Origin of the sequence: Pseudooceanicola lipolyticus (assembly GCF_002786325.1) — a bacterium.
GTDB lineage: Bacteria > Pseudomonadota > Alphaproteobacteria > Rhodobacterales > Rhodobacteraceae > Pseudooceanicola_C > Pseudooceanicola_C lipolyticus.
In genome coordinates, this window is sequence record NZ_PGTB01000004.1 from 52528 (window position 1) to 73707 (window position 21180).

Annotated in this window: 20 protein-coding genes; 16 read left to right on the top strand and 4 right to left on the bottom strand. The window is 63.4% G+C overall.

Annotated elements, in window-relative coordinates:
- The first annotated feature begins 284 nt into the window (after positions 1 to 284).
- From CVM52_RS03175 to CVM52_RS03220, 10 genes are all read left to right on the top strand, one after another.
- Positions 285 to 1691, top strand: a complete 1407-nt coding sequence (locus CVM52_RS03175; protein ID WP_133119776.1) for an ABC transporter substrate-binding protein — start codon at positions 285 to 287, stop codon at positions 1689 to 1691.
- 111 nt (positions 1692 to 1802) lie between these two features.
- Positions 1803 to 2672, top strand: coding sequence for a carbohydrate ABC transporter permease (locus tag CVM52_RS03180; protein ID WP_100161151.1), 870 nt, complete (start codon positions 1803 to 1805; stop codon positions 2670 to 2672).
- A gap of 4 nt (positions 2673 to 2676) precedes the next feature.
- Positions 2677 to 3621 carry a carbohydrate ABC transporter permease gene (locus CVM52_RS03185; protein WP_100161152.1) on the top strand — a complete coding sequence of 315 codons (945 nt, stop codon included), beginning with the start codon at positions 2677 to 2679 and terminating at the stop codon, positions 3619 to 3621.
- A gap of 1 nt (position 3622) precedes the next feature.
- On the top strand, positions 3623 to 4711 hold the full coding sequence (locus CVM52_RS03190) for an ABC transporter ATP-binding protein (protein ID WP_100161153.1): 1089 nt from the start codon (positions 3623 to 3625) through the stop codon (positions 4709 to 4711).
- Entirely contained in the window at positions 4708 to 5814 is a 1107-nt protein-coding gene (locus CVM52_RS03195; protein ID WP_100161154.1) for an ABC transporter ATP-binding protein, read from the top strand. The genes CVM52_RS03190 and CVM52_RS03195 overlap by 4 nt, the downstream gene beginning before the upstream one ends.
- Positions 5814 to 6008: a hypothetical protein gene (locus CVM52_RS03200; protein WP_100161155.1), complete on the top strand. Its 195-nt coding sequence runs from the start codon at positions 5814 to 5816 to the stop codon at positions 6006 to 6008. The genes CVM52_RS03195 and CVM52_RS03200 overlap by 1 nt, the downstream gene beginning before the upstream one ends.
- Positions 6008 to 7015, top strand: a complete 1008-nt coding sequence (locus CVM52_RS03205) for a dihydroxyacetone kinase subunit DhaK (protein WP_100161156.1) — start codon at positions 6008 to 6010, stop codon at positions 7013 to 7015. Before CVM52_RS03200 ends, CVM52_RS03205 begins: the two co-directional genes overlap by 1 nt.
- An 8-nt stretch (positions 7016 to 7023) precedes the next feature.
- Positions 7024 to 7665: a dihydroxyacetone kinase subunit DhaL gene (dhaL, locus tag CVM52_RS03210; RefSeq protein ID WP_100161157.1), complete on the top strand. Its 642-nt coding sequence runs from the start codon at positions 7024 to 7026 to the stop codon at positions 7663 to 7665.
- Positions 7666 to 7690: 25 nt separating this feature from the next.
- Positions 7691 to 8578: a 3-hydroxy-5-phosphonooxypentane-2,4-dione thiolase gene (gene lsrF / locus CVM52_RS03215; RefSeq protein WP_100161158.1), complete on the top strand. Its 888-nt coding sequence runs from the start codon at positions 7691 to 7693 to the stop codon at positions 8576 to 8578.
- Positions 8579 to 8620: 42 nt separating this feature from the next.
- Positions 8621 to 10570 carry an SDR family oxidoreductase gene (locus CVM52_RS03220; RefSeq protein WP_100161159.1) on the top strand — a complete coding sequence of 650 codons (1950 nt, stop codon included), beginning with the start codon at positions 8621 to 8623 and terminating at the stop codon, positions 10568 to 10570.
- A 187-nt stretch (positions 10571 to 10757) separates the two neighbouring features.
- Here CVM52_RS03220 and CVM52_RS03225 read toward each other — a convergent pair whose 3' ends face one another.
- Together CVM52_RS03225 and CVM52_RS27620 are read right to left on the bottom strand one after the other, a co-directional pair.
- A complete protein-coding gene (locus CVM52_RS03225) occupies positions 10758 to 11522 on the bottom strand; it encodes an SDR family NAD(P)-dependent oxidoreductase (RefSeq protein ID WP_100161160.1) in 765 nt (254 codons plus the stop codon).
- 7 nt (positions 11523 to 11529) lie between these two features.
- A complete protein-coding gene (locus CVM52_RS27620; protein ID WP_240620848.1) occupies positions 11530 to 11958 on the bottom strand; it encodes a TRAP transporter large permease subunit in 429 nt (142 codons plus the stop codon).
- 98 nt (positions 11959 to 12056) lie between these two features.
- On the opposite strand from CVM52_RS27620, the gene CVM52_RS03235 reads away from it, so the two are divergent.
- The 4 genes from CVM52_RS03235 to CVM52_RS03250 all read left to right on the top strand — a co-directional run bounded on the left by CVM52_RS03235 (position 12057) and on the right by CVM52_RS03250 (position 16287).
- Positions 12057 to 12836, top strand: a complete 780-nt coding sequence (locus CVM52_RS03235) for an SDR family oxidoreductase (protein ID WP_100161161.1) — start codon at positions 12057 to 12059, stop codon at positions 12834 to 12836.
- Positions 12836 to 13771 carry a 3-hydroxyacyl-CoA dehydrogenase gene (locus CVM52_RS03240; protein ID WP_100161162.1) on the top strand — a complete coding sequence of 312 codons (936 nt, stop codon included), beginning with the start codon at positions 12836 to 12838 and terminating at the stop codon, positions 13769 to 13771. The genes CVM52_RS03235 and CVM52_RS03240 overlap by 1 nt, the downstream gene beginning before the upstream one ends.
- 27 nt (positions 13772 to 13798) lie before the next feature.
- Complete coding sequence (gene kce / locus CVM52_RS03245; RefSeq protein ID WP_100161163.1) at positions 13799 to 14731, top strand: 3,5-dioxohexanoate:acetyl-CoA acetone transferase; 933 nt, start codon at positions 13799 to 13801, stop codon at positions 14729 to 14731.
- Positions 14732 to 14886: 155 nt separating this feature from the next.
- Positions 14887 to 16287, top strand: a complete 1401-nt coding sequence (locus CVM52_RS03250) for a sensor histidine kinase (RefSeq protein ID WP_100161164.1) — start codon at positions 14887 to 14889, stop codon at positions 16285 to 16287.
- A gap of 112 nt (positions 16288 to 16399) precedes the next feature.
- On the opposite strand, the gene CVM52_RS03255 is transcribed toward CVM52_RS03250, so the two are convergent.
- Complete coding sequence (locus CVM52_RS03255) at positions 16400 to 17719, bottom strand: aspartate aminotransferase family protein (RefSeq protein WP_100161165.1); 1320 nt, start codon at positions 17717 to 17719, stop codon at positions 16400 to 16402.
- A 111-nt stretch (positions 17720 to 17830) separates the two neighbouring features.
- Positions 17831 to 19231 (bottom strand): 4-aminobutyrate--2-oxoglutarate transaminase, encoded by a 1401-nt coding sequence (gene gabT / locus CVM52_RS03260; RefSeq protein ID WP_100161166.1) that lies wholly within the window; start codon positions 19229 to 19231, stop codon positions 17831 to 17833.
- A gap of 199 nt (positions 19232 to 19430) precedes the next feature.
- Between gabT and CVM52_RS03265 the strand changes: the two genes are divergently transcribed.
- Entirely contained in the window at positions 19431 to 20000 is a 570-nt protein-coding gene (locus CVM52_RS03265; RefSeq protein ID WP_100161167.1) for a cupin domain-containing protein, read from the top strand.
- Positions 20001 to 20150: 150 nt separating this feature from the next.
- Positions 20151 to 21113: a TAXI family TRAP transporter solute-binding subunit gene (locus tag CVM52_RS03270; protein WP_100161168.1), complete on the top strand. Its 963-nt coding sequence runs from the start codon at positions 20151 to 20153 to the stop codon at positions 21111 to 21113.
- The last annotated feature ends 67 nt before the right edge of the window (positions 21114 to 21180 follow it).

Below are 21180 nucleotides of genomic sequence, written 5' to 3' on the forward strand. Positions count from 1 at the left end.
TGATACGAAATTCGAAATAGTGTGAGAATATCGGGATAGAACAGCTGTCGGCCTGTTTGACTTGATCCTGGAGCGATGCTTGTTCTTCTGACGGGCTGCCTCTAATAGCCGGTAATATATACAGAAAACTTCAATTTTTCTAAGTTTTACGATGCATATGCAGCATATTTTCCGCAGCGCAGAGATAACAAAATCATTGCTATATATACTAGTAAAAGTGTTATCTGTGCGGGTCGGGGGTCCGAATCAAACAGGGCAACCGCGCAGCGGAGGAGGAAAACCAAGTGAAACTGACAGCAGGAATGTATTCGACGGCTGCGGCGCTGACGATGTGCCTGGGGGCTGCGTCAGCCAAGGCCGAGACCGAACTCACGTTTGTTTGGCACGCCGGCACCTGTGCCGATGCCTTGCTTGAAATCGCCAAAGACTATCCCGATGAATCCGTCACCATCGTGCCGGCATTGGTGCCCTATGGGCCGGAGTGGCACAACAAGATCGCCTCGGAATTCGCCATCAAGGGAGACGGATTCGATTTCGCGATGTGGGACAGCCAGTCGACCGCGGAGTTTGCCGGCGGCGGCCACGCGGTGAAGATCAACGATATATTTGACAGTTCGGACGTGCTTTCGTCCGAAATATTCCCGGCCGCATCGCTTTCGCAGTATGGAGAGTATCCGGATAACTCGGGCGATTTCTATGGCCTGCCCATGAACCAGGACGCCTATGGCCTGATGTATCGCCAGGATCTCTTTGACGACCCGGAAGAGCAGGCGGCGTTCAAAGAGAAATACGGCCGCGATCTGACGGTTCCGGAGACCTATCAAGAGGCGAAGGAGGTTGCCGAGTTCTTTACCCGCCCCGATGAGGGGCTTTATGGCTGGGGCCAGATGGGCGGGCGCGAATATGACTTTGCCACCACCGCATCCAATTCCTTCCTGTGGTCCTTTGGGGGCGAGCTTTACAACCCCGAAACCTACGAGGTGCTGGGCTATCTGAATTCGCCGGCCTCGATCGACGGCGTTCAGGCCTATGTCGACATGTTTGAATATGGACCGCCCGGATCGGGCAGCTGGGGCTTTGACGAGGTCAACGCGGCGTTCCAGCAGGGCCAGCTGGCCATGGCGATGCAGTGGTTCTATTTCAACGGCTCGAACGCGGATCCGGCAGTGAACAAGTTTGCTGAATCCACCTCTTTCGGCATTCTGCCCGGCGCGATCGGGCGCGATGGCAAGTTCCGGCGCCAGTTTTCCGTGGGCGGCCAGGGCATGGGGATCAACAAGTACTCGCAGAAGCTCCCCGAACTGGTGAAGTTCATGGAATGGTACTTCCAGCCCGAGCAGCAGGAGCGCTATGCCGCGGTCTGCCAGACCGGTCTCAAGGCGGTGCTTGAAAGCGATGACTGGCAGGGGCTGAACAGCTACAACGCCCAGTTCTCGACGGCGCTGCAATATCTCAATGATTACTGGCACCTGCCGGAATACCCGGTGCTGCTGGATCAGCTGCAGGAAGAGATCTCCAACGCGATCACCGGCAGCAAAACCGTCGAAGAAGCGCTGACCGACGCCGCCAAGAAGCATGAGCGCACGCTTCAGCGCGCCGGTTACGAGATCAGCCGCAGCGACAGCACTCCGGAAGTGCCCGATCAGGAGATCACCCCGGTGGGCCAGGATCAGGTCGTCCCGGTCAACTGAACGCCCTGATCACCAGGCAAGGCGTGCGGGCTCACCTTGTGGCCCGCCTGCCAAACCTCCGCCAGCCGCCCCGACAGCGGCGGCTGGCAGATCACCTGAAAGTTGGAATCCATGGCACATAACCAGGCGCACCGCGTAAAACCGACCCGCTGGGTCATCATCGCCCTTCTTGTGGCCTATGCCTTCTTCAGCCTTGGCCCGATCTTCTGGCTGATGATCTCTTCCTTCAAAAGCCGTGCCGATCTGTTCGCGATGCCGCCGAAATGGGTCTTCGACATCGACCTGTCGGGCTACCAAAGCGTCTTCGGCGTGGGTGCGGCGCGGGGCACGGCCTCGGCCTACGGGGTGGCCGACGCGCTGCTGAACAGCGTGATCGTCTCCTCGGTGGGCACGCTGCTTGCGGTGTTTCTGGGCACGCTGGGCGGGTATGTCTGCTCGCGCTACGATTTTCGCGGCAAGGGCGATTTTCTTTTCTTCGTGCTGTCCACGCGGATGCTGCCGCCGGTTGCGGTGCTGGTGTTCTATCACCTGATGTTTGCCCGGCTCGGGCTTGCCGATACCCGCACCGGCCTGATCCTCGTGGCGATCTTCGCCAATGTGGGGTTGGCGACCTGGATCATGAAGGGCTTCTTCGATGGGGTGCCGAAAGAGGTTGAACTGATCGCGCAGGTGAACGGCTATTCCCGGATGTATGCCTTCATCTACCTCGTGCTGCCGATGGTGCGGGGCGGCATCGCGGCAACCGCGGGGTTCTGCTTTATCTTCGCCTGGAACGAGTTTGCCTTCGCATCGATCCTGACCACGACCGACGCCAAGACCCTGCCGGTGAAGATCTCGGCCGCCTCGGGCGCAACCGGAATCGAGTGGACGCAGATCATGTCCGCGGGAGTGGTGCTGATCCTGCCGGTGCTGGTGTTCTTCTACCTCATCCGGCGTCACCTGCTGATGGGCATGACATTCGGCATCTTGGGACGGAGCTGAGGCGATGACGGTAATTGATACGACTTCGGCGCAGACCGGGCGGGCCACGCGGCGCGTCATTGGTGACAAGCGCAAATCCAGCGGCAAGTTGATGATCCTGGGCTTTCTCTCGCCGACGCTGCTGATCCTGCTCTTCATGGTGGCCTATCCGATCTTTTCGCTGATCTGGTACAGCTTCCACAATTTTTCGGCGCTCCATACGAACCACGGGTTCAACTATGTCGGCTTGGAGAATTACGCCTACCTGCTCGATGATGACGGGCTGTGGAAACGCTTCATCTTCACCGGCAAATTCGTGTTCCTCTGCGTGAGCATGCAGATGCTGATCGGGATCTTCGTGGGCTATCAGTTGCAGCGCGCCTTTCGCGGACGCGACATGCTTTTCACCCTGCTGATGATGCCGATGATGCTTTCGCCGGTCGTGGTCGGCTTTTTGTGGCGCTATATGCTGAACTCTGAATGGGGGATCGTGAACTACCTGATCTCCGCAACCGGCCTGGAAAAAGTCAATTGGCTGGGTCAGACCACACCGGCGCTTTTTGCCGCGGCGGCGGCGGATACCTGGATGTGGACCCCCTTCATCATCCTGCTGGCCACGGCGGCGTTCCGCGGCATTCCCGACACGATCTACGAAGCGGCCGAGGTGGATGGCGCAAGCCCGGCCTATGTCTTCTTCCGGATCACGCTGCCGATGTCTGCGCCGGTGCTGTTTATCGCACTGATCCTGCGCCTGATCGACAGTTTCAAGCAATATGACCTGTTCTTCGCCCTGACAGGGGGCGGGCCGGGCTCGAGCACCGAGACGGTCTCGTTCGCCGTGGCCAAGACCGCCTTCAACTACTTCTATACCGGAGAGGCGTCGGCGCTTGCGGTGATCTTGCTGTTCATCATTATCGGGCTGTCGCTGATCCTGGTGCGTCACCTCAACAAGATGGGGGAGAAATACTGATATGGCGCGGGTGGATCTGAACAACCTGTCAATCGAGTTTGGCGCCTTCAAGGCGGTCAAGGACGTGAACCTCTCGATCAACGATGGCGAGTTCGTCGTCTATCTCGGCCCCTCGGGCTGCGGAAAGACCACGACTTTACGCGCGGTGGCCGGGCTTCAGAATGTGACGCGCGGCGACGTGCTGTTTGATGGCAAGCGGGTCAACGAGATGAGCGCCAGCGAGCGCAACATCGCCATGGTCTTCCAATTCGTGTCGCTCTACCCGCATCTGAACGTGGCCGAGAATATCGTCTTCCCGCTCAAGGCTCGCGGGATGGCGCGTGCCGAGATTGCCCGCAAGCTGGAATGGGTGGTCGATATTTTCGGGTTGGGCAACGAGTTGAAGCGCCACCCGGCCTCGCTACCGCCGGGCACCACCCAGAAGGTTGCGCTGGCCCGGGCCGTGGTACGCGAACCGGCGGTGCTGCTGTTGGACGAGCCGCTTTCGGCGATTGACGAGCAGTTCCGCGAGGAGATGCGCTGGGAGTTGGGCCATCTGCAACGCCAGCTTGGCGTGACCACGATCTATGTCACCCACGACCAGCGCGAGGCGATGTCGCTTGCCGACCGGATCGTGCTGATGAACGATGGCGAGATCGTGCAGGTTGCCGATCCGCATCAGATCTTCTTTGACCCGGAAACCGAGTTTGCCGGCCAGTTCATCGGCTCGCCCAGCATGAACTTTGTCGATCTCGAACCGGTTGCCGGCGGCTTCCGGCTGGGTGGCAGCGAGGCGCTGCTGCCAGGTGATGCGGTGCCTGAGGCAGTACAGCGGGCGGGCGTTCCCATCCGCATGGGCGTGCGCCCGCGCGATGTGCGGATCACCGATGCGGCGGGCGGGCTGCGCGTCGACCTGCCGGTCGATGATACCTTTTCTGTCGGGCGCGAGCGGTTCTTCACCTTCCGCCTTGGCGAGGAGATTGCCCAGGGCGTCGTGCGCGGGGCCCGGACCCGGGTGGACGATCAGCCGATCACGCTGTTTACCGAGGGGCTTGTCTTTTTCGATGCGCGCAACGGAAACCGAATTCGCACGACGGGGGCAGCGCAATGACCGAGCCGTTTCTCAAACTGCGCGGCCTGAAGAAAAGCTACCGGGGCAAGCCCGCTCTGCGCGGGATCGATCTTGAGGTGCGCCCGAACGAGATTTTCGGACTGCTCGGGCCGACCGGGGCCGGAAAAAGTTCAACCATCCAGGCCACCGGTGGGTTGATCGATCTGGAGGCCGGGCAGGTCCAGCTTCAGGGGCGCGACATCACCGATCTCGATCCGGCCTGCCGGGATCTGTCGATCGTGTTCGAAGGGTTCAACCTGCTGCCGGTTTTGAACGTCTATGACAACATCGCTTTTGCCCTGCGTTCTCCGACTTACCGGGAAGAGGAGGGCGAAATCCGGCAGCGGGTGCAGCACACCGCCGAATTGCTGCGGATTTCACAGCATCTGGACCGCGATGTCGCCACCTTGTCGGGCGGCGAGAAACAGCGCGTCGCGATTGCCCGCGCCCTGGTGCGTCAGCCCGCGATGTTCCTGCTGGACGAACCGCTCTCGGCGCTCGACCTCAAGCTGCGCGAGGGCCTGCGCAGCGAGCTGCGCCATATCCACCGCGAGCAGAGCTCGACCATGCTCTACGCGACCCATGACTATCATGGCGCGATCTCCATCGCCGACCGGATCGGGATCATCCACGATGGGCGCATCCACCAGTCCGGCACGATCGAAGAGATCTTTGCCCGCCCCGCCAACGCCCTGGTGGGCGAGCTGATCGGCAGCCCGGCGATGGCCTTCTTCGATGCCGATGTGAACGGCGGCGAGATCCGGATCCGCGGCTGCGAGCAGATCTTGCCGGCGGAAGGCTATGGCCTGCCGGCCGGGGTCTCGGGCGCCCACAGGCTTGGCGTCTGGCCCGAGGATATCGCGATCGTCGCGCCCGGAAACGCGGGCGCCAGCCCGGCCTCGGTCTACGCGGTGGACAATCGCGGCTATGAATGTGCCGTGCAGATCGAATTCGGCGGCGGGGTGTTCCGCAAGGTTCTGGAGGACGGGCAGGTCATGCAGCAGGGCATGAACTGCGCCTTCCGTGTGGGATCCGCTGCCGGCTTCCTGTTCGACATGAAAAGCGGCGCGCGGGTCTCCCATCAGCAAGAGGAAATGGCGTGATGCGTTTCAACCGTTTGCTTGTACAGGCTTATCGGCTGGCCTCGATACTGATCGTGTCCGGCTTCCTGATGCTTTGCCAGCCCTTCGTCCAGGAGCTGTTCGCATGGGGCTTTCCCGTGCTGCTGACCGGTGTGATCCTGTTCATGGTGCTGGACCATATCCCCGAGAAAACAGTCAATACCGAGGAGGCGTGATGCCCAAGGCTCCCAAGAAAATCCTCAACGATCCGCGCGACGTGGTGACCGAGATGCTGGATGGGCTGGCCCTTGCCAATGATGGCCGGGTCGAGCGGATTGCCGGCAAGGATATCCTGATCCGCACCGATCTTCCCGACAGCAAGGTGACCCTGCTGATCGGCGGCGGCAGCGGGCACGAGCCCGTCTTCCATGGGTTTCTCGGCAAGAACATGGGCGATGCGGCAGCCTGCGGTCAGGTTTTCGCCGCGCCTTCGCCCGATACCATCTTCGATGCCGCGATGGCGGCGCACCGGGGCAAGGGCATCCTGTTTCTCTACGGCAACTATGCCGGGGACAACATGAACTTCGATATCGCTGCCGAACTGCTGGAGGAAGAAGACATCGAGGTCCGCACCGTCCGGGTGAATGACGACGTGGCCGCCGCCCCGCCGGAACGCGCGCATGACCGGCGCGGCATCGCCGGCGATATCTACGCGATCAAGGTCGCCGGCGGCGCCGCTGAGGAACTGGACACGCTGGACGAGGTCGAGCGGGTGGCGCGCAAGGCGGTGAGCAACCTGCGCTCAATGGGGGTGGCGGTCTCTGCCGGGTCGATCCCCGAGACGGGAAAGCTGACCTTCGAACTGGCCGATGACGAGATCGAGATCGGAATGGGTGCCCATGGCGAGGCCGGGATCGCCCGTCAGAAGCTGGCCACGGCCAACGAGGTTGCGGACCAGATCATGGAGAAGATCCTGGCCGACATGCCGCTTCAGGAGGGCGACGAGATCGCGCTCATGCTCAACAACCTAGGCGCCACCACGATGATGGAGATGCTGATCGTCAACCGGCGCATCAGGGAGATCCTCGATACGCGCGGTGTGGCGGTACATCGAACCGATGTCGGCACCTGGCTGACCGTGCAAGAGATGGCCGGCTTTTCGGTCACGCTGATGAAGCTCGATGACGAATTGAAACACTACCTCGACCTGCCGGCGCGGTCGGTCGGGCTTTCCAACATGTGAGGTGAGCGATGGCAAAGCAACTCTCAGCCCCGCAGGTCACCGAAATGCTGTGCGAGGTGGCACAGGCGCTGATCGGCAAGGTCGATGTCCTGACCGAGGCCGATCTCGCAACCGGTGACGGGGACCACGGGATTGGCATGCGCCGGGGCGCCGAGGCCGCGCTCGAGGCGCTGGGGGCAACGCCGGACCTTTCGGTGCAGGGCGCCTTCAAGCAAACCGGCATGGCGATCATGTCCAAGACCGGCGGTGCCGCCGGCGCCGTCTTCGGCACCTTTTTCAGGGGCGGGGCAAAGGCCTTTGACGAGGTCGATACCCTGACCGCCACCGCCTTTCGCGATTTCCTCGGCCAGTCGGCCGCTGCTGTGTCCAAGCGCGGCGGCGTGGAGGAGGGGGCCAAGACCATGGTCGACGCGGTCGCCTGGGCCGCGCGCAGGGCGGCCGAGGCAGATGGCGATGACCTTTCGGAGGTGCTCAGCGCCGCCGAGCGTGGCGCGCTGGAGGGGGTCGAGGCAACGAAGGAGATGATCGCCACCACCGGCAAGGCCCGTTCGCTGGGCGAGCGTTCGCTGGGGCACCCCGATCCGGGGGCGATCTCGGTATCGATCATCCTCGGTGCGATGAAAACCTATGCCGCCGGTCAGGGCGACTGAACAAGAGTAAGGGACGGAGAGTTCGATGGCAGATCTGGACGACATCAAGGATGGCAAGGACTGGGGCGAGGATCGCCCGGTTGATACCAGCCGCTTCTTCCTGAAAGGCGGGGCGAACCACGATTGGGGCATGAAGGCCCGCCTGGCCAAGATCTTTCGCCCTGAGACCGGGCGTACGGTCATGCTGGCCTTCGATCATGGCTATTTTCAGGGCCCCACCACCGGGCTGGAGCGGATGGACCTGAGCATCGCGCCGCTGGCGCCGCATGCCGATGTGCTGATGTGCACGCGCGGCGCCTTGCGCACGGTGATCCCGCCGGAGACCGGCAAGCCGGTCGTCCTGAGATGCAGCGCCGGCAACAGCATCCTGACCGAACTCTCGAACGAGCTGGTCAGCGTGGAAATCGAGGACGCGGTGCGCCTTGGCGCGGCGGGTATGGCTGCGCAGGTCTATATCGGCGCGGAATACGAGCACAAATCGATCTCCAATGTGGTCAAGCTGATCGACGCCGGCACCCGTTATGGCATCCCGACCATGGCGGTGACCGGGGTGGGTGCCGACATGGTGCGCGATGCCCGCTATTTCGGCCTCGCCACGCGGATCGCGGCCGAAATCGGCGCGCAGCTGGTAAAATCCTACTTCGTGGACGAAGGCTTCGAGAAAATCGTGCTGGGATGCCCGGTGCCCATCGTCATCGCCGGCGGCAAGAAACTGCCTGAACGCGACGCGCTGGAAATGGCCTATCGCGCGATCGACCAGGGTGCAGCGGGTGTCGACATGGGGCGCAATGTGTTCCAGTCGGAAAATTCGATCGGCATGCTGAAGGCGCTCGAAGCAGTGGTGCATGGCGGCGCCACCGGCCAGGAGGCTTACGAGCTGTTCCGCGATACCGGTCAGAACGTGGCGGCGTGATTCCATGCGTGACGGTAAAACCTGTGCAACGTGGGTGGCCCGATGCTGAACCGTTGGGATGAAGCAAACGCAGCGGCCTGCGAAAGCGATCTCGAACTGCGGGCCTATTCTTCACGGCTTATCGGCGAGGAACCCCGGCTGGTGTTGCACGGAGGCGGGAACACTTCGGTAAAATCCAAGCATACCGACAGGTTCGGCGTCACCCATGATGCGATCTGGGTCAAGGCCAGCGGCTATGATCTGGGCAAGATGTGGGTCGAGGGCTTTACCGGGCTCAAGCTTGCGCCGCTGCTGCAACTTGCCCGGTTGCCGCAGCTTTCGGACGCGGACATGGTCAACGAGGTCAATTGCGCACGGCTCGATTCAGGGGCCGCAAACCCGTCGATCGAGGCGATTGTGCATGCGGTTATTCCCCATCGCTTCGTCGATCATGCACACCCCGACGCCGTGCTGACCATTTCCAACAGCGCCCCCGATCTGTTCGAGGAGATCTATGGCGACGACGTGCTGGTGCTGCCCTATGTCAAGCCGGGCTTTGACCTTGCGATCCAGTTCCGCGATGCCGTTGCGGCTGGCGGGCTCGAGCGTTGTTCGGCGGTCATCCTGCAGCATCACGGCGTGTTCACCTATGCCGATAGCGCCCGGCAGGCATATAATCGGATGATCGAAATCGTTACGCTGGCCGAACAGGCGCTGGAGGCGCGTGTCGGGGCTTTGCCCGCCGCCGTTGATGTCGGGCAGGACCCGGTGGAGGTGGCGCGCGCCCGCGGCGCGGTGGCTAAGGCCCGGGGCAGGGCAGTGCTGTCACTGGCCGCAGGGCAGGTTCCGGCGGCGGAGGTCGAGCCGCTTGCCGCGGCGGCGCGACGCGGCACATTGACACCCGAGCATGTCATCCACAACAAGCCGTTTCCGGTGCTCTTCGGCACCGATCCGGTCTGCGCGATTGAGACCTTCGCTGCGACCTACCGCGGCTATTTCGAAGCGGCGAACGATCCCGGGCTGACCATGTTGCCGGCCGCACCGCATTGGGGGCTCTTTGCTTCCGGCCATGTCCGCAGCTTTGGACCGAACCTCAAACGCGCGGGCGTGTCGCGCGACGTGGCCCGCGCCAATGTCGAGGCCTTGCGCCATGCCGCGCGGCTGGGCAATTGGCAGGGCCTGAGCGAGGCGGAACTGCGTAATCTCGAATATTGGGAGCTGGAACAGGCCAAGCTACGGGCGCAAAAGCCCGACCCGGAACTTGCCGGCAAGATCGCGGTTGTCAGCGGCGCCGCGGCGGGCATCGGCAGGGCGTGCGCCGAGTCCCTGCGCAAGTCGGGTGCGGTTGTGGTCGGGCTCGATATCGATCCGGAGATCCGTGTGCACATGGCAGAGGAGGGGTTTGACTCGGTGGTGCTGGACCTCACCGCCGAGGCAGAAGTTCAGGCCGCCCTTGCCGAAATCGTGCGCAGCTATGGCGGTATCGACATCCTGGTGTCGAATGCCGGCATCTTCAGAACCGGCGATCCTGTCGAAACCATGGACAACGCGGTCTGGGATGCCTCGCTTGCGGTCAATCTCACGTCCCACCGGATGCTGGTGAAACATGCCATTCCCTTTCTCCGCCATGGCGTCGATCCTTCGATCGTTTTCATCGGATCTCGGAACGTGGCCGCGCCCGGTCCGCGCGCCGCGGCCTATTCGGTGTCCAAGGCCGGACTGACTCAGATGATGCGGGTTCTGGCGCTGGAACTTGCGCCGGAGGGGATCCGAGTGAATATCGTGCATCCGGACGCCGTGTTTGACACCAAGCTCTGGACCCCGGAGGCCCTCAAAAGTTCGGCCGAGCGGTATGGGCTGACGATCGAGCAATACAAGACCCGCAACCTTCTCGGGGCCGAGATCGGCTCGCTGGATGTCGGTCGGGCGGTGGTGGCCCTGGTCGATGCGACCTTCCGCTGCACGACCGGCGCGCAAATCTCGGTGGATGGGGGCAACGACCGCGTCGTTTGAGCAACCGGCCGGGGAAGGACTCTGGCAGGTCCGCTCGGCGGCTCAAACCGCGCCGATCTGGCGTGCCCGACCAAATTCCGGGCTGACAAGGCCAGCGCAAGGTCGGCGCCGTCACTTGTCAGGTGGATGAAGGGCGCAACCAGGATCGGCGATGATGCGACGCGCGATGTTTCGGCGGTGGCCGCGATCAGCCGCGCGCGAGATAACCGCCATCGACGGGAAGCGCCGCGCCGGTGACAAAGCGCGCGGCGGGCGAGGCCAGAAAAAGCACCGCGCCGGCCATTTCCTCGGGCTTGCCCCAGCGCCCCAAGGGGGTGCGGGCTTTGACCCGGGCGTCCAACGCCGGCATCTCGCGGCGCGCCTGTTGGGTGAGCGGCGTGTCCACCCAACCCGGCAGAATGGTGTTGGCGCGGATGCCGTCCTCGGCCCAGGACACCGCCATCGAACGGGTGAATTGCACAACCCCACCTTTGGCTGCGGCATAGGCGCTGCTGGCCTCGTTCGCCAAGACCGAGAGCATCGAGCCGAGGGTGATGATCCGCCCATCGCCGCTGTCTCTGAGCAGCGGGTGCAGGGCGCGGCAGCTCAGGAACACCGCCTTGAGGTTGGCATCCAGCACGGCGTCCCAATCGGCCAGGGACAGGTCCTCGGGTGGACTCCGACGGTTGAGCCCGGCGGCGCAGACCAGCGTATCCACCCCGCCCAACAGCGTGGTTGCGCGGCTTTTCAACGTGTCGGCCGCAGCCTCGGTGCCGGCGTCACCGGCCACGAAATGTGCCTCTCCATGTGGGGCCAGCAACGCGAGCGCGTCGGCGCCGCGCGCCTCGGAACGGCCGGTGACGATCACCCGGGCGCCAGCGTTCAGAAAGGCCTCGGCGATGGCCAGGCCGATGCCGCTGGTGCCCCCGGTGACGACGACCCGGCGGCTGGAAAGATCGAAAAGTTCGGTCATGATATCCTCAGTTCGAAACGATGTCTGGCAGCCAGAGCACGAGAGACGGGAACAAGATGCACAGCCCCAGACCCGCAATCTGGATAAAGACGAAGGGAATGACGCCGCGGTAGATCTGCGAGATGCTAAGGTCCGGCGGTGCTATACCGCGCAGATAGAACAGTGCATAGCCAAAAGGCGGCGTCAGGAACGAGGTTTGCAGGTTCACCGCCACCAGCACCGCGAACCAGGTCAATGTGATGCCAGAATGGCCAAGACCGAAATCCAGCCCCGCGATGACCCGGGCAGACGCGGCCCTAACCACATTGATGATGGTCTCCGACTGGACCAGTCCACCGGGGCGCTGCGCAGGGCCAGTCGCCATGACATTGAAACAGCCGGCGGGGACGTCCAGGCCGGCTTGACGCAGATGAAGCCGCCGGGAACGGTTAGCCATCGGACAAGGTGGAATTGCGGGCCGCCGGGCGCGGCCCGACCAGGCTGGGGGCGGGCGTCGGTCTCAGCCAGGACGAGATTGGTGGAGGAGTTAAAACCATGAGCATACTTGCGTCTTTGACGCCGCGCAGCGGGCTGCGTGTTCTTGTCACCGCCGGGGCGGGCGGGATTGGTCAGGCCATCGCGCGCGGCTTCGTCGAAAGCGGCGCGCGGGTCCATATTTCGGATGTCGACCCGGCGGCGGTCGAGGCGGTGGTCGGCGGTGCGATCACCGGCAGCGTGGCAGACGCCTCGAATGAGGCGCAGACACAGGCGCTTTTTGACGAGGCACAGGACCGCCTGGGGGGGCTGGACGTGGTTGTCGCCAATGCCGGGGTTGCGGGCCCGACGGCGCCGGTCAGCGAAATCAGCCAGTCCGACTGGGATCGCTGCATCGAGGTGAACCTGCGCGGCGCCTATCTGGCCGCCCGCTTCGGCGAGGCGGAACTGCGGGCAAACAAGGGGCTGTTCATCGCCATGGCCTCGGTTGCCGGGCGGCTGCCTTTCGGATTTCGCACCCCGTATTCGGCAGCGAAATGGGGGGTGGTCGGCTTGGCCAAGAGCCTGGCGGTCGAACTGGGGCCGCAGGGTGTGCGCGCCAATGCGATCCTGCCGGGCATCGTCGAGGGCCCGCGCATCGATCGGGTGATCCAGGCCCGCGCCGACCAGCTGGGCATCTCCTTCGAGGAAATGCGCGACCGCAACCTTGCCAAGGTCTCGCTGCGGCGCATGGTGACGGCCGAGGATATCGCCGCCATGTGCCTGTTTCTTTCCAGTCCCGGCGGATCGAACATCTCGGGGCAGGCCCTCAGCGTCTGTGGCAACGTGGAATCGCTGTGATGACCCGGATTGCGATTGTCGGCAGCGGCCTTATCGGCAGTGCCTGGGCGGTCAGCTTTGCACGCGGCGGCTGCGAGGTGAGCATGTTTGACACCTCTCGCGCCGTGGCAGCGGCCGCGCTCAGTCATGTTGCCCGGATGGCCGATCAGATGGCCGGCGCCGACCTGTTGTTCGGCGAAAGTGCCGACACGGTCTGTTCACGTATCAATGTGGCGGCAACGCTCGACGAGGCGTTGAGCGGTGCCGATCACGTCCAGGAAAACGTCCCCGAGGACCTGGAGATCAAGCAGGCGGTCTGGGGCGAGCTGGACCGGCTTGCGCCGGCAACGGCGGTCCTGGCCTCTTCCACGTCGGCGCTGCTGCCGTCGAAATTCACCGAGGCCCTGTCTGGCCGCCATCGCTGTGTCGTGGCGCATCCGATCAATCCGCCAAGCCTGATCCCCGCGGTCGAGGTGGTGCCGGCGCCCTGGACCGATCCGCAGGTGGTCGAACGGACCGCATTGCTGATGGAACGCATCGGCCAGACACCGATCCGCATGGAGCGCGAAATCGACGGTTTTCTGATGAACCGCCTGCAAGGCGCGCTGTTGCAGGAAGCCTTCCGATTGGTGGATCAGGGCATCGTGGGGCCCGAGGCGGTGGATATCGGTATCCGCGACGGTCTGGCCCCGCGATGGGCGGTGAGCGGCCCGTTCGAAACCATCGACTTCAACGCGCCCGGTGGCGTGCGCGAGTACGTCAATCGCTATCAGGGCATGTTCATGACCATGGCCCAACACCAGAAAGATCCTGTGGATTGGAGTGGTCCGGTATTGAACCGGATCGAACAGCAGCGCCGCGCCACGGTGCCTCTGGCCGAACTCCCCCGGGCACAGGCACGGCGCGACAGCCGCCTGACAGCCCTCATGCAATTCCTGCGCGGCAATCGCGCCTGACACCCCAACGGCGAGGAGACCCGCCCCATGCCCAGTTCCCGCAAGGTCATTATCAGCTGCGCCGTGACCGGTGCCATTCATACGCCTTCGATGTCGCCCCACCTGCCGGTGACGCCGGAGGAAATCATCCAGGACAGTTTGGACGCCGCCGAGGCCGGCGCAGCCATCCTGCACCTGCACGCCCGCGATCCGGATACCGGGAAGCCGACGCAAGACCCCGAGGCGTTCCGCAAGTTCCTGCCGCGGCTGAAACAGGCAACCGGTGCGGTTCTGAACCTGACCACCGGAGGTTCACCGCACATGACCGTCGCCGAACGGATGCGCCCAGCGGCCGAGCTGAAACCCGAAGTCGCCAGCCTGAACATGGGCAGCATGAATTTCGGCCTCTACCCGATGCTTGATCGCTTCAAGGCGTTCACGCACGACTGGGAGCGTCAGCATCTTGAAGCCAGCCGCGACCTCGTCTTCAAGAACACCTTTGCCGACATCCAGCACATCCTGGAGGTGGGCACTGCAAACGGCACGCGGTTCGAGTTCGAATGCTACGACACGTCGCATCTCTATAATCTGGCGCATTTCGTGGATCGCGGGCTGGTGCAGGCGCCGTTCCTTGTTCAGACCGTTTTTGGCCTGCTGGGCGGAATCGGGGCCCACCCGGAAGACGTGGCGCATATGAAACGTACGGCGGACCGGCTGTTCGGCGATGCCTATATCTGGTCGGTTTTGGGCGCGGGCCGCAACCAGATGAATGTGGCAGCGCAGGCGGCGGCCCAGGGTGGAAATGTCCGTGTCGGGCTGGAGGACTCGCTTTGGATCGCGCCGGGGCAACTGGCCGAAAGCAATGCCGCGCAGGTCACCAAACTGCGCAGCTTGCTGGAGGGGCTGAGCCTGGAAGTTGCCACCCCGGACGAGGCCCGCGCCATGCTGGTTCTGAAAGGGGCGGAGAACACGGCGTTCTGACCGATCCCGGTGCGCATGCCGGACTGCAAGTGCAAGGTTTCCGGGCAAAAGCGTCGCCCACCCACCCGCGGATTTCGGCAAGATTGCAATCACTCGGCGCATGACCCAGAATATCCGGAATATCCGGAATATCCGACGCGCGCAGGGAGGGCGGGTTGCCGAACGACGTGCAACTGTCGATCGAAGGGATTGACGTTCAAGCCTTTATCGACGCGATCTCTGATGAGGTGGTGATCCTTGACGAAGAGGGCATCATCATCGCGGCGAATGCTGCGTGGGACCGGTTTTGCCAGGAAAACGGAGGCGATACAGCGAATTGCTATCGCGGGGTGAACTATTTGGACACCTGCGAATGTGCGGTCGGAATCTCAAGTGCCGAGGCGTCGATCGTACCAGACGGGTTCGCCAAGACGCTGCAGACCGGCGAAACCTTTCATTGTGAATATCCCTGCGACAGCCCGACCGTGAAAAGATGGTTCGAACTCACGGCGAACCGGCTGATCCGAAATGATCGCCCCTACCTTATCGTTCAGCACCGCAACATCACCACTCGGTATGTCGAACGCGAAGCGGTGGAACACGCGCATATTACCGCCAGTGCCATGGCCGCCCTGGTTGCGACGACCTCGGATGCCATTCTCAGCTATGATCTGGACGGTAGGATCATCACCTGGAACCGGGCGGCCGAGCGACTGTACGGCTATGCCGAGGCCGAGGTGCTGGGGAAATCGCTCGAGCTGTTATATCCGCCGGACTGGCCCAAACGGGTTGGCTATTACCGGGATGAAATCCTTGCCGGCCGGCTTGAGAGCTTCGAGGCGACGCGGGTTTCCAAAGACGGGACCTATCGCGAGGTCTGGATCAGCTGCGCCCCGATCCGGGATGTGAGCGGCGAGGTGGTGGCGGTGTCGAACATTCACCGCGATGTGACCGAGGTACGCCGGGCCGAGCGCGCGCGCGACCTGATCGCGCATGAGGTCATTCATCGCGCCAAGAACATGCTGACCATCGTCACCGCGATGCTGCGTCAAACGGCACGTGTCGAGCGCACGCAAGAGGATTTCATCCGCAGTTTCGAGGCGCGTGTCACCTCGCTGTCGGAATCGACGGATCTCCTGGTGAAAAGCGCCTGGAAATCGATCGATCTTGTCGACTTGATCGCGCGGCATTTGGACCCCTTCGTCGGGCAGGACGACCCGCGGCTGATCATTTCCGGGCCGTCCGTGTCCCTGCAACCGCAATGCGTTCAGGCGGTCGGAATGGCCATTCACGAACTGGCCACCAATTCGGCGAAATACGGCGTGCTCAGCCAGAATGACGGCCAGATCAGCATCGCCTGGTCGATCGAACCCGGCGAGACTCCGATGCTTCAGCTAAGCTGGTGCGAGACATCCGCCGCCGGTGACTGGGCGCCGCAGCGCAAGGGGTTCGGGAACACCGTCCTGACCCAAATGGCGCCTGCGCTGCTGGACACCCGATCAAGTTACGACATCAGCCCCGGCCGGGTCGATTGGGCGATCACCGTTTCCAACGCGCATTTCGAACCCAAGACGTGACGCGGTTCGAGGTGAGTGGGTCGGCCGGAAGAGCCACCGGTCACCCCGCCGGCCCCACGGCGGCGCATCGCCCAGCCTTTGCCGGCCGCAGCGGGTTCCCGTTGCCTCGGGCTCAGATCACCGCATCCATGGCGCGGCCCAGCTTGTCGGTCAGTTCGTCCAGCTGGGTATCCTCGATGATGAAGGGCGGGGCAATCAGCACGTGATCGCCGGTCCGGCCGTCGATGGTGCCGGACATCGGATAGCAGATCAGCCCCTGCTCGAACGCTGCCTTCTTGAGCTTGCCGGCAACCCCCTGCGACGGGTCGAAAGGCGCCTTGCTGTCGCGGTCGGCCACCAGTTCGATGCCGCGGAACAATCCGCGCCCGCGCAGGTCGCCGACATGGGGGTGCTGGCCGAACCGGTCGTTCAGCCGTTCGGCCAGTTTTTCACCCTGTTGCTGCGCGCGCTGCACCAGCCCGCGGTCAAGCAGCGCCGAGACCACCGCGTGGCCCGCGGCGGCGGCGGTGGGGTGACCGATATAGGTATGCCCGTGCTGGAAAAAGCCCGAGCCGGATTCGATGGCGGCATAGATCTCGGCGCTGCACAGCATCGCGCCGATGGGCTGGTATCCGGCGCCCAGCCCCTTGGCGATACAGACGATATCGGGCGCCACCCCGTCCTGTTCGCAGGCGAACAGGGTTCCGGTCCGCCCCATGCCGCACATCACCTCGTCGAGGATCAGCAACACGCCGTATCTGTCGCAGATCTCGCGGATACGCTTGAAATATCCGGGGGCAGGGGGCACCGCCCCGGCCGTCGCCCCGACCACCGGTTCGGCCATGAAGGCCATCACCGTGTCCGGGCCCAGCCGCAGGATCTCGTCCTCCAGCGCCTGCGCGGCGCGCAGGCCGTAATCCTCAAGGCTCTCGCCGTCCTGGCGCAGCCGGTATTCGTAACAGGGGTCGATATGGCTGATGTCCAGCAACAGAGGGGCGAACTGCGCCCGGCGCCATTCGTTGCCGCCGGCGCTGAGCGCGCCGATGGTGTTGCCGTGATAGCTTTGCTTGCGCGCGATCAGCTTGCCGCGCTGCGGTTCGCCCTTTTCAACCCAATATTGCCGCGCCAGCTTGATCGCCGCCTCGGTGGCCTCGGAACCGCCCGACACCAGATAGACCCGGTCGATCCCTGTCGGGGCGTTGGCGACCAGCAGGTCGGCCAGCTGTTCCGCCGGTTCCGAGGTGAAAAAGCCGGTATGCGCAAAGGCCAGCGTGTCGGCCTGCGCCTTGATCGCCGCGACGATGGCTTTGTCGCTATGTCCCAGGCAGGACACCGCCGCGCCGCCCGATCCGTCGAGATAGCGCTTGCCGCTGGCATCGATCAGGTAACAGCCGTCGCCGCCGACGGCGACCGGTGGGGATTGGCGGCAATTGCGGGGGAAGATGTGAGACATTGCGACCTCCTCGAAACGCAGGCCCCAGCGGGCCGGGACAGCGCCCAGCCTGACGCAGCTTTGCAAAAAAGCAACCCGCGCCCCAACCGGAGCGCGGGTATATGCGTGCGATCAGGCGCCGCGTTCCGCCATTGCGTCGGCCAGCGCGGCCTCGAAAATGCCCATGCCTTCGTCGAGGATCGCATCCGACGCGGTCAGCGGCACCATGATGCGCAGCGCGTTGCCATGCATGCCACAGGGCAGCAGGATCAGCCCGCGTTTCAGCGCATGGGCGACCACCGACTTGGTCAGTGCAGCGTCCGGCGTGGCAGTGTCGAAATCGGTCACGAACTCGACCGCCAGCATCGCGCCCAGGCCGCGGATGTCCCACATCCGGTAGGGCGCGACACGGGCGCCCATATCGGCAAAGCGGGCGCGCATGTTTTCACCGATCGCGGTGGACCGGGCCAGCAGCCCCTCGCTCTCGATGGCCTCGATGGCGGCGAGCGCGGCGGCACAGGCCACCGGGTTGCCGCCATAGGTGCCGCCCAGCCCGCCAGGCGCCATGGCGTCCATCACCTCGGCGCGGCCGATCACGCCGGCGATGGGATAGCCCCCCGCCATGCTTTTCGCCACGGTGATCAGGTCGGGGGCAACGCCCGAATGCTCGACCGCGAACCAGGTGCCGGTGCGGCCAAACCCGGCCTGGATCTCGTCGGCGATCAGCAGGATGCCCTCGCGGTCGCAGATCGTGCGCAGCGCCTGCCACAATTCGGGCGGGGCGGGGTGATAGCCGCCTTCGCCCAGCACCGGTTCAAGAATGATCGCCGCGACGCGGTCGGGCTGAGCATCGGTCAGGAACAGCATCTCCAGCGCGCGGATCGAATCCGCGACCGAGATTCCGTCGCGCTGGCTGGGGAAGGGCAGGCGGTAGAGATCGGTCGGGAAGGGACCGATATCGCGCTTGTAGGGCGAGACCTTGCCGGTCAGGCCCAGGGTCAGCAGCGTGCGCCCGTGATAGCCGGCGGTAAAGGCAATGACGCCGGGCCGCCCGGTTGCGGCACGGGCGATCTTCACCGCGTTCTCGACCGCCTCGGCACCGGTGGTCACCAGCAACGACTTCTTGGCAAAATCCCCCGGCGCCAGCGCGTTCAGCTTTTCGGCCAGCGCCACGTAGGGCTCGTAGGGCACCACCTGGAACGAGGTATGGGTATAGCGATCTTCCTGCGCCTTGGCGGCAGCGATCACGGCGGGGTGGCGGTGGCCGGTGTTCAGCACGGCGATGCCGCCGGCAAAGTCGATAAAGCGCTTGCCCTCGACATCCCAAAGCTCGGCATTCTCGGCGCGCTCGGCGAAGACCGGCGCGGCCGAAGCGACGCCCCGGGCAACAGCGGCCTCGCGCCGTGCAAGCAGGGCGGCATTGGACGCGCTGGCGGCCGTGGCGGTCGGTTTGGCGGCCTTGCTGCTGGTCTTGGCGGTGGTGGTGGCAGCGGCCTTGCTGCGGGTCTTGCGCGATTTGGTGGCGGTGGTCATGGCGTATCTCCCGGCGCACAAAATGTTCAATATTATTGCCATTCGTCCACTTTAGTTGTCAAACGTTTTGCGCGGTCTGGGCGGACGCTGGCCGGTGTGGCAGGTAAGCGCCTGATTTCGCTTTGGTTAAAAGTGCGGTTGACCGGCGGAAAATATCGGCGCTTAATAAATTTGACGCCTGAGCTAGGGGATTCATCGGTTGGATATCGGCGGAAGACTGCGGGAGGTACGCGAATCGCGCGGCATGTCGCAGCGCGACCTGGCCGCGCGCGCCGGGCTGACCAGCAGCGCCATATCCTTGATTGAACAGAATAAATCCAGTCCTTCGGTGGCCTCGCTCAAACGTCTGCTCGATGCCATTCCAATGAACATGTCCGAGTTCTTCACGGTGGTGGAGCGCGAGGAGCGGCAAAAGTATTTTTACTCGCCCGATGAGTATATCGAGCTTTCGCCGCAGGATATCGGCCTCGGCGAAAGCGCTGCGCGGGTGTCGCTGCGCCAGCTTGGAAACGCCTCGCGCCACTCGCTTCAGGTGCTTCACGAGACCTATCCGCCGGGCGCAGATACCGGGCCGGAACTGCTCAAACATGATGGCGAAGAGGCCGGAATAATCGTGTCCGGCATCATAGAAGTAACCGTCGGCGACCAGGTGCGCGTGCTGAACCCCGGCGACGGCTACCTGTTCAGCAGCCAGTTGCCGCATCGATTCCGCAATATCAACGACGCCCCCTGCGTCGTGATCAGCGCCTGCACCCCCCCGACATTCTGAATTCCTGCACGCGCCGGTTGATGTGCAACTGCGTGTCAAGTTGCCATTTTTCAGATTTTGCATTGTCATGTTTGGCAAGGCTGCTAGCCTTACTGCATCAAATGGTCGCAGGTGTTTCGGCAATGACGACCAAAAAATAGGGAGAATGTCATGAATTTGCTTAAAATGGCTGCACTTGGCGCTGCCGTCGCATTGTCCGGCTCCATCGCCACGGCCCAGGAAAAATTCATTACCATCGGGACCGGTGGCCAGACCGGCGTCTATTACGTCGTCGGCCAGTCGATCTGCCGGCTGGTGAATCGCGGCTCGGACAGCCACGGGCTGAAATGCACCGCGCCGTCGACCGGCGGGTCGATCGCGAATATCAACGCCATCGCGGCGGGGGACATGGATATGGGCGTGGCCCAGTCCGACTGGCAGTACCACGCCTATAACGGCAGTTCGCAGTTCGAGGGCAAGCAGGTGGAAGACCTGCGCGCGGTGTTCTCGGTCCATGGCGAACCGTTCACCGTGGTGGCCCGCACCGATTCAGGCATCAAGAGTTTTGACGACCTGTTCGGCAAGCGCGTCAATATCGGCAATCCGGGCTCGGGCCAGCGCGCGACGATGGAAGTCGTGCTGAATGCCGTCGGCAAATCGATCGACGATTTCTCGCTGGCCTCCGAACTCAAGCCGGCTGAACAATCCGCGGCCCTGGGCGACAACAAGGTCGATGCGATCATCTACACCGTCGGCCACCCCAATGGCTCGATCCAGGAGGCCGCATCGACCATCGAGTCGCATATCGTGCCAGTGACCGGCCCGGCGATCGACACGCTGGTGTCGGAGAACCCCTATTACGCCAAGGCGGTCATCCCCGGCGGCATGTACAAGGGCACCGATCAGGATGTGGAAACTTTTGGTGTCAAGGCGACCTTCGTGACCTCGGCCAATGTGCCGGACGAAGTGGTCTACGAGGTGGTCAAGGCGGTGTTCGAAAATTTCAACCGTTTCAAAGATCTGCACCCTGCCTTTGAGAACCTCAACGAAGAGGACATGATCTCGGCCGGCCTGTCGGCCCCGCTGCATCCGGGTGCCGAGATGTATTACAAGGAGCGCGGCTGGATCAACTGATCCTGACCTCAACCGCCGACCTCCGGCCCCGCCGCTTGGGCGGGGCCCTACGATCCCATCTCCGGAT

What these genes read in the sequence shown, in the direction of transcription:
- CVM52_RS03255 (WP_100161165.1), bottom strand. Translation starts at nt 17,719, where the DNA reads ATGTCTCACATCTTCCCCCGCAATTGCCGCCAATCCCCACCGGTCGCC.
- CVM52_RS03220 (WP_100161159.1), top strand. Translation starts at nt 8,621, where the DNA reads ATGCTGAACCGTTGGGATGAAGCAAACGCAGCGGCCTGCGAAAGCGAT.
- CVM52_RS03200 (WP_100161155.1), top strand. Translation starts at nt 5,814, where the DNA reads ATGCGTTTCAACCGTTTGCTTGTACAGGCTTATCGGCTGGCCTCGATA.
- CVM52_RS03240 (WP_100161162.1), top strand. Translation starts at nt 12,836, where the DNA reads ATGACCCGGATTGCGATTGTCGGCAGCGGCCTTATCGGCAGTGCCTGG.
- CVM52_RS03225 (WP_100161160.1), bottom strand. Translation starts at nt 11,522, where the DNA reads ATGACCGAACTTTTCGATCTTTCCAGCCGCCGGGTCGTCGTCACCGGG.
- CVM52_RS03270 (WP_100161168.1), top strand. Translation starts at nt 20,151, where the DNA reads ATGAATTTGCTTAAAATGGCTGCACTTGGCGCTGCCGTCGCATTGTCC.
- CVM52_RS27620 (WP_240620848.1), bottom strand. Translation starts at nt 11,958, where the DNA reads ATGGCTAACCGTTCCCGGCGGCTTCATCTGCGTCAAGCCGGCCTGGAC.
- CVM52_RS03190 (WP_100161153.1), top strand. Translation starts at nt 3,623, where the DNA reads ATGGCGCGGGTGGATCTGAACAACCTGTCAATCGAGTTTGGCGCCTTC.
- gabT (WP_100161166.1), bottom strand. Translation starts at nt 19,231, where the DNA reads ATGACCACCGCCACCAAATCGCGCAAGACCCGCAGCAAGGCCGCTGCC.
- lsrF (WP_100161158.1), top strand. Translation starts at nt 7,691, where the DNA reads ATGGCAGATCTGGACGACATCAAGGATGGCAAGGACTGGGGCGAGGAT.
- dhaL (WP_100161157.1), top strand. Translation starts at nt 7,024, where the DNA reads ATGGCAAAGCAACTCTCAGCCCCGCAGGTCACCGAAATGCTGTGCGAG.
- CVM52_RS03205 (WP_100161156.1), top strand. Translation starts at nt 6,008, where the DNA reads ATGCCCAAGGCTCCCAAGAAAATCCTCAACGATCCGCGCGACGTGGTG.
- CVM52_RS03235 (WP_100161161.1), top strand. Translation starts at nt 12,057, where the DNA reads ATGAGCATACTTGCGTCTTTGACGCCGCGCAGCGGGCTGCGTGTTCTT.
- CVM52_RS03180 (WP_100161151.1), top strand. Translation starts at nt 1,803, where the DNA reads ATGGCACATAACCAGGCGCACCGCGTAAAACCGACCCGCTGGGTCATC.
- kce (WP_100161163.1), top strand. Translation starts at nt 13,799, where the DNA reads ATGCCCAGTTCCCGCAAGGTCATTATCAGCTGCGCCGTGACCGGTGCC.
- CVM52_RS03185 (WP_100161152.1), top strand. Translation starts at nt 2,677, where the DNA reads ATGACGGTAATTGATACGACTTCGGCGCAGACCGGGCGGGCCACGCGG.
- CVM52_RS03195 (WP_100161154.1), top strand. Translation starts at nt 4,708, where the DNA reads ATGACCGAGCCGTTTCTCAAACTGCGCGGCCTGAAGAAAAGCTACCGG.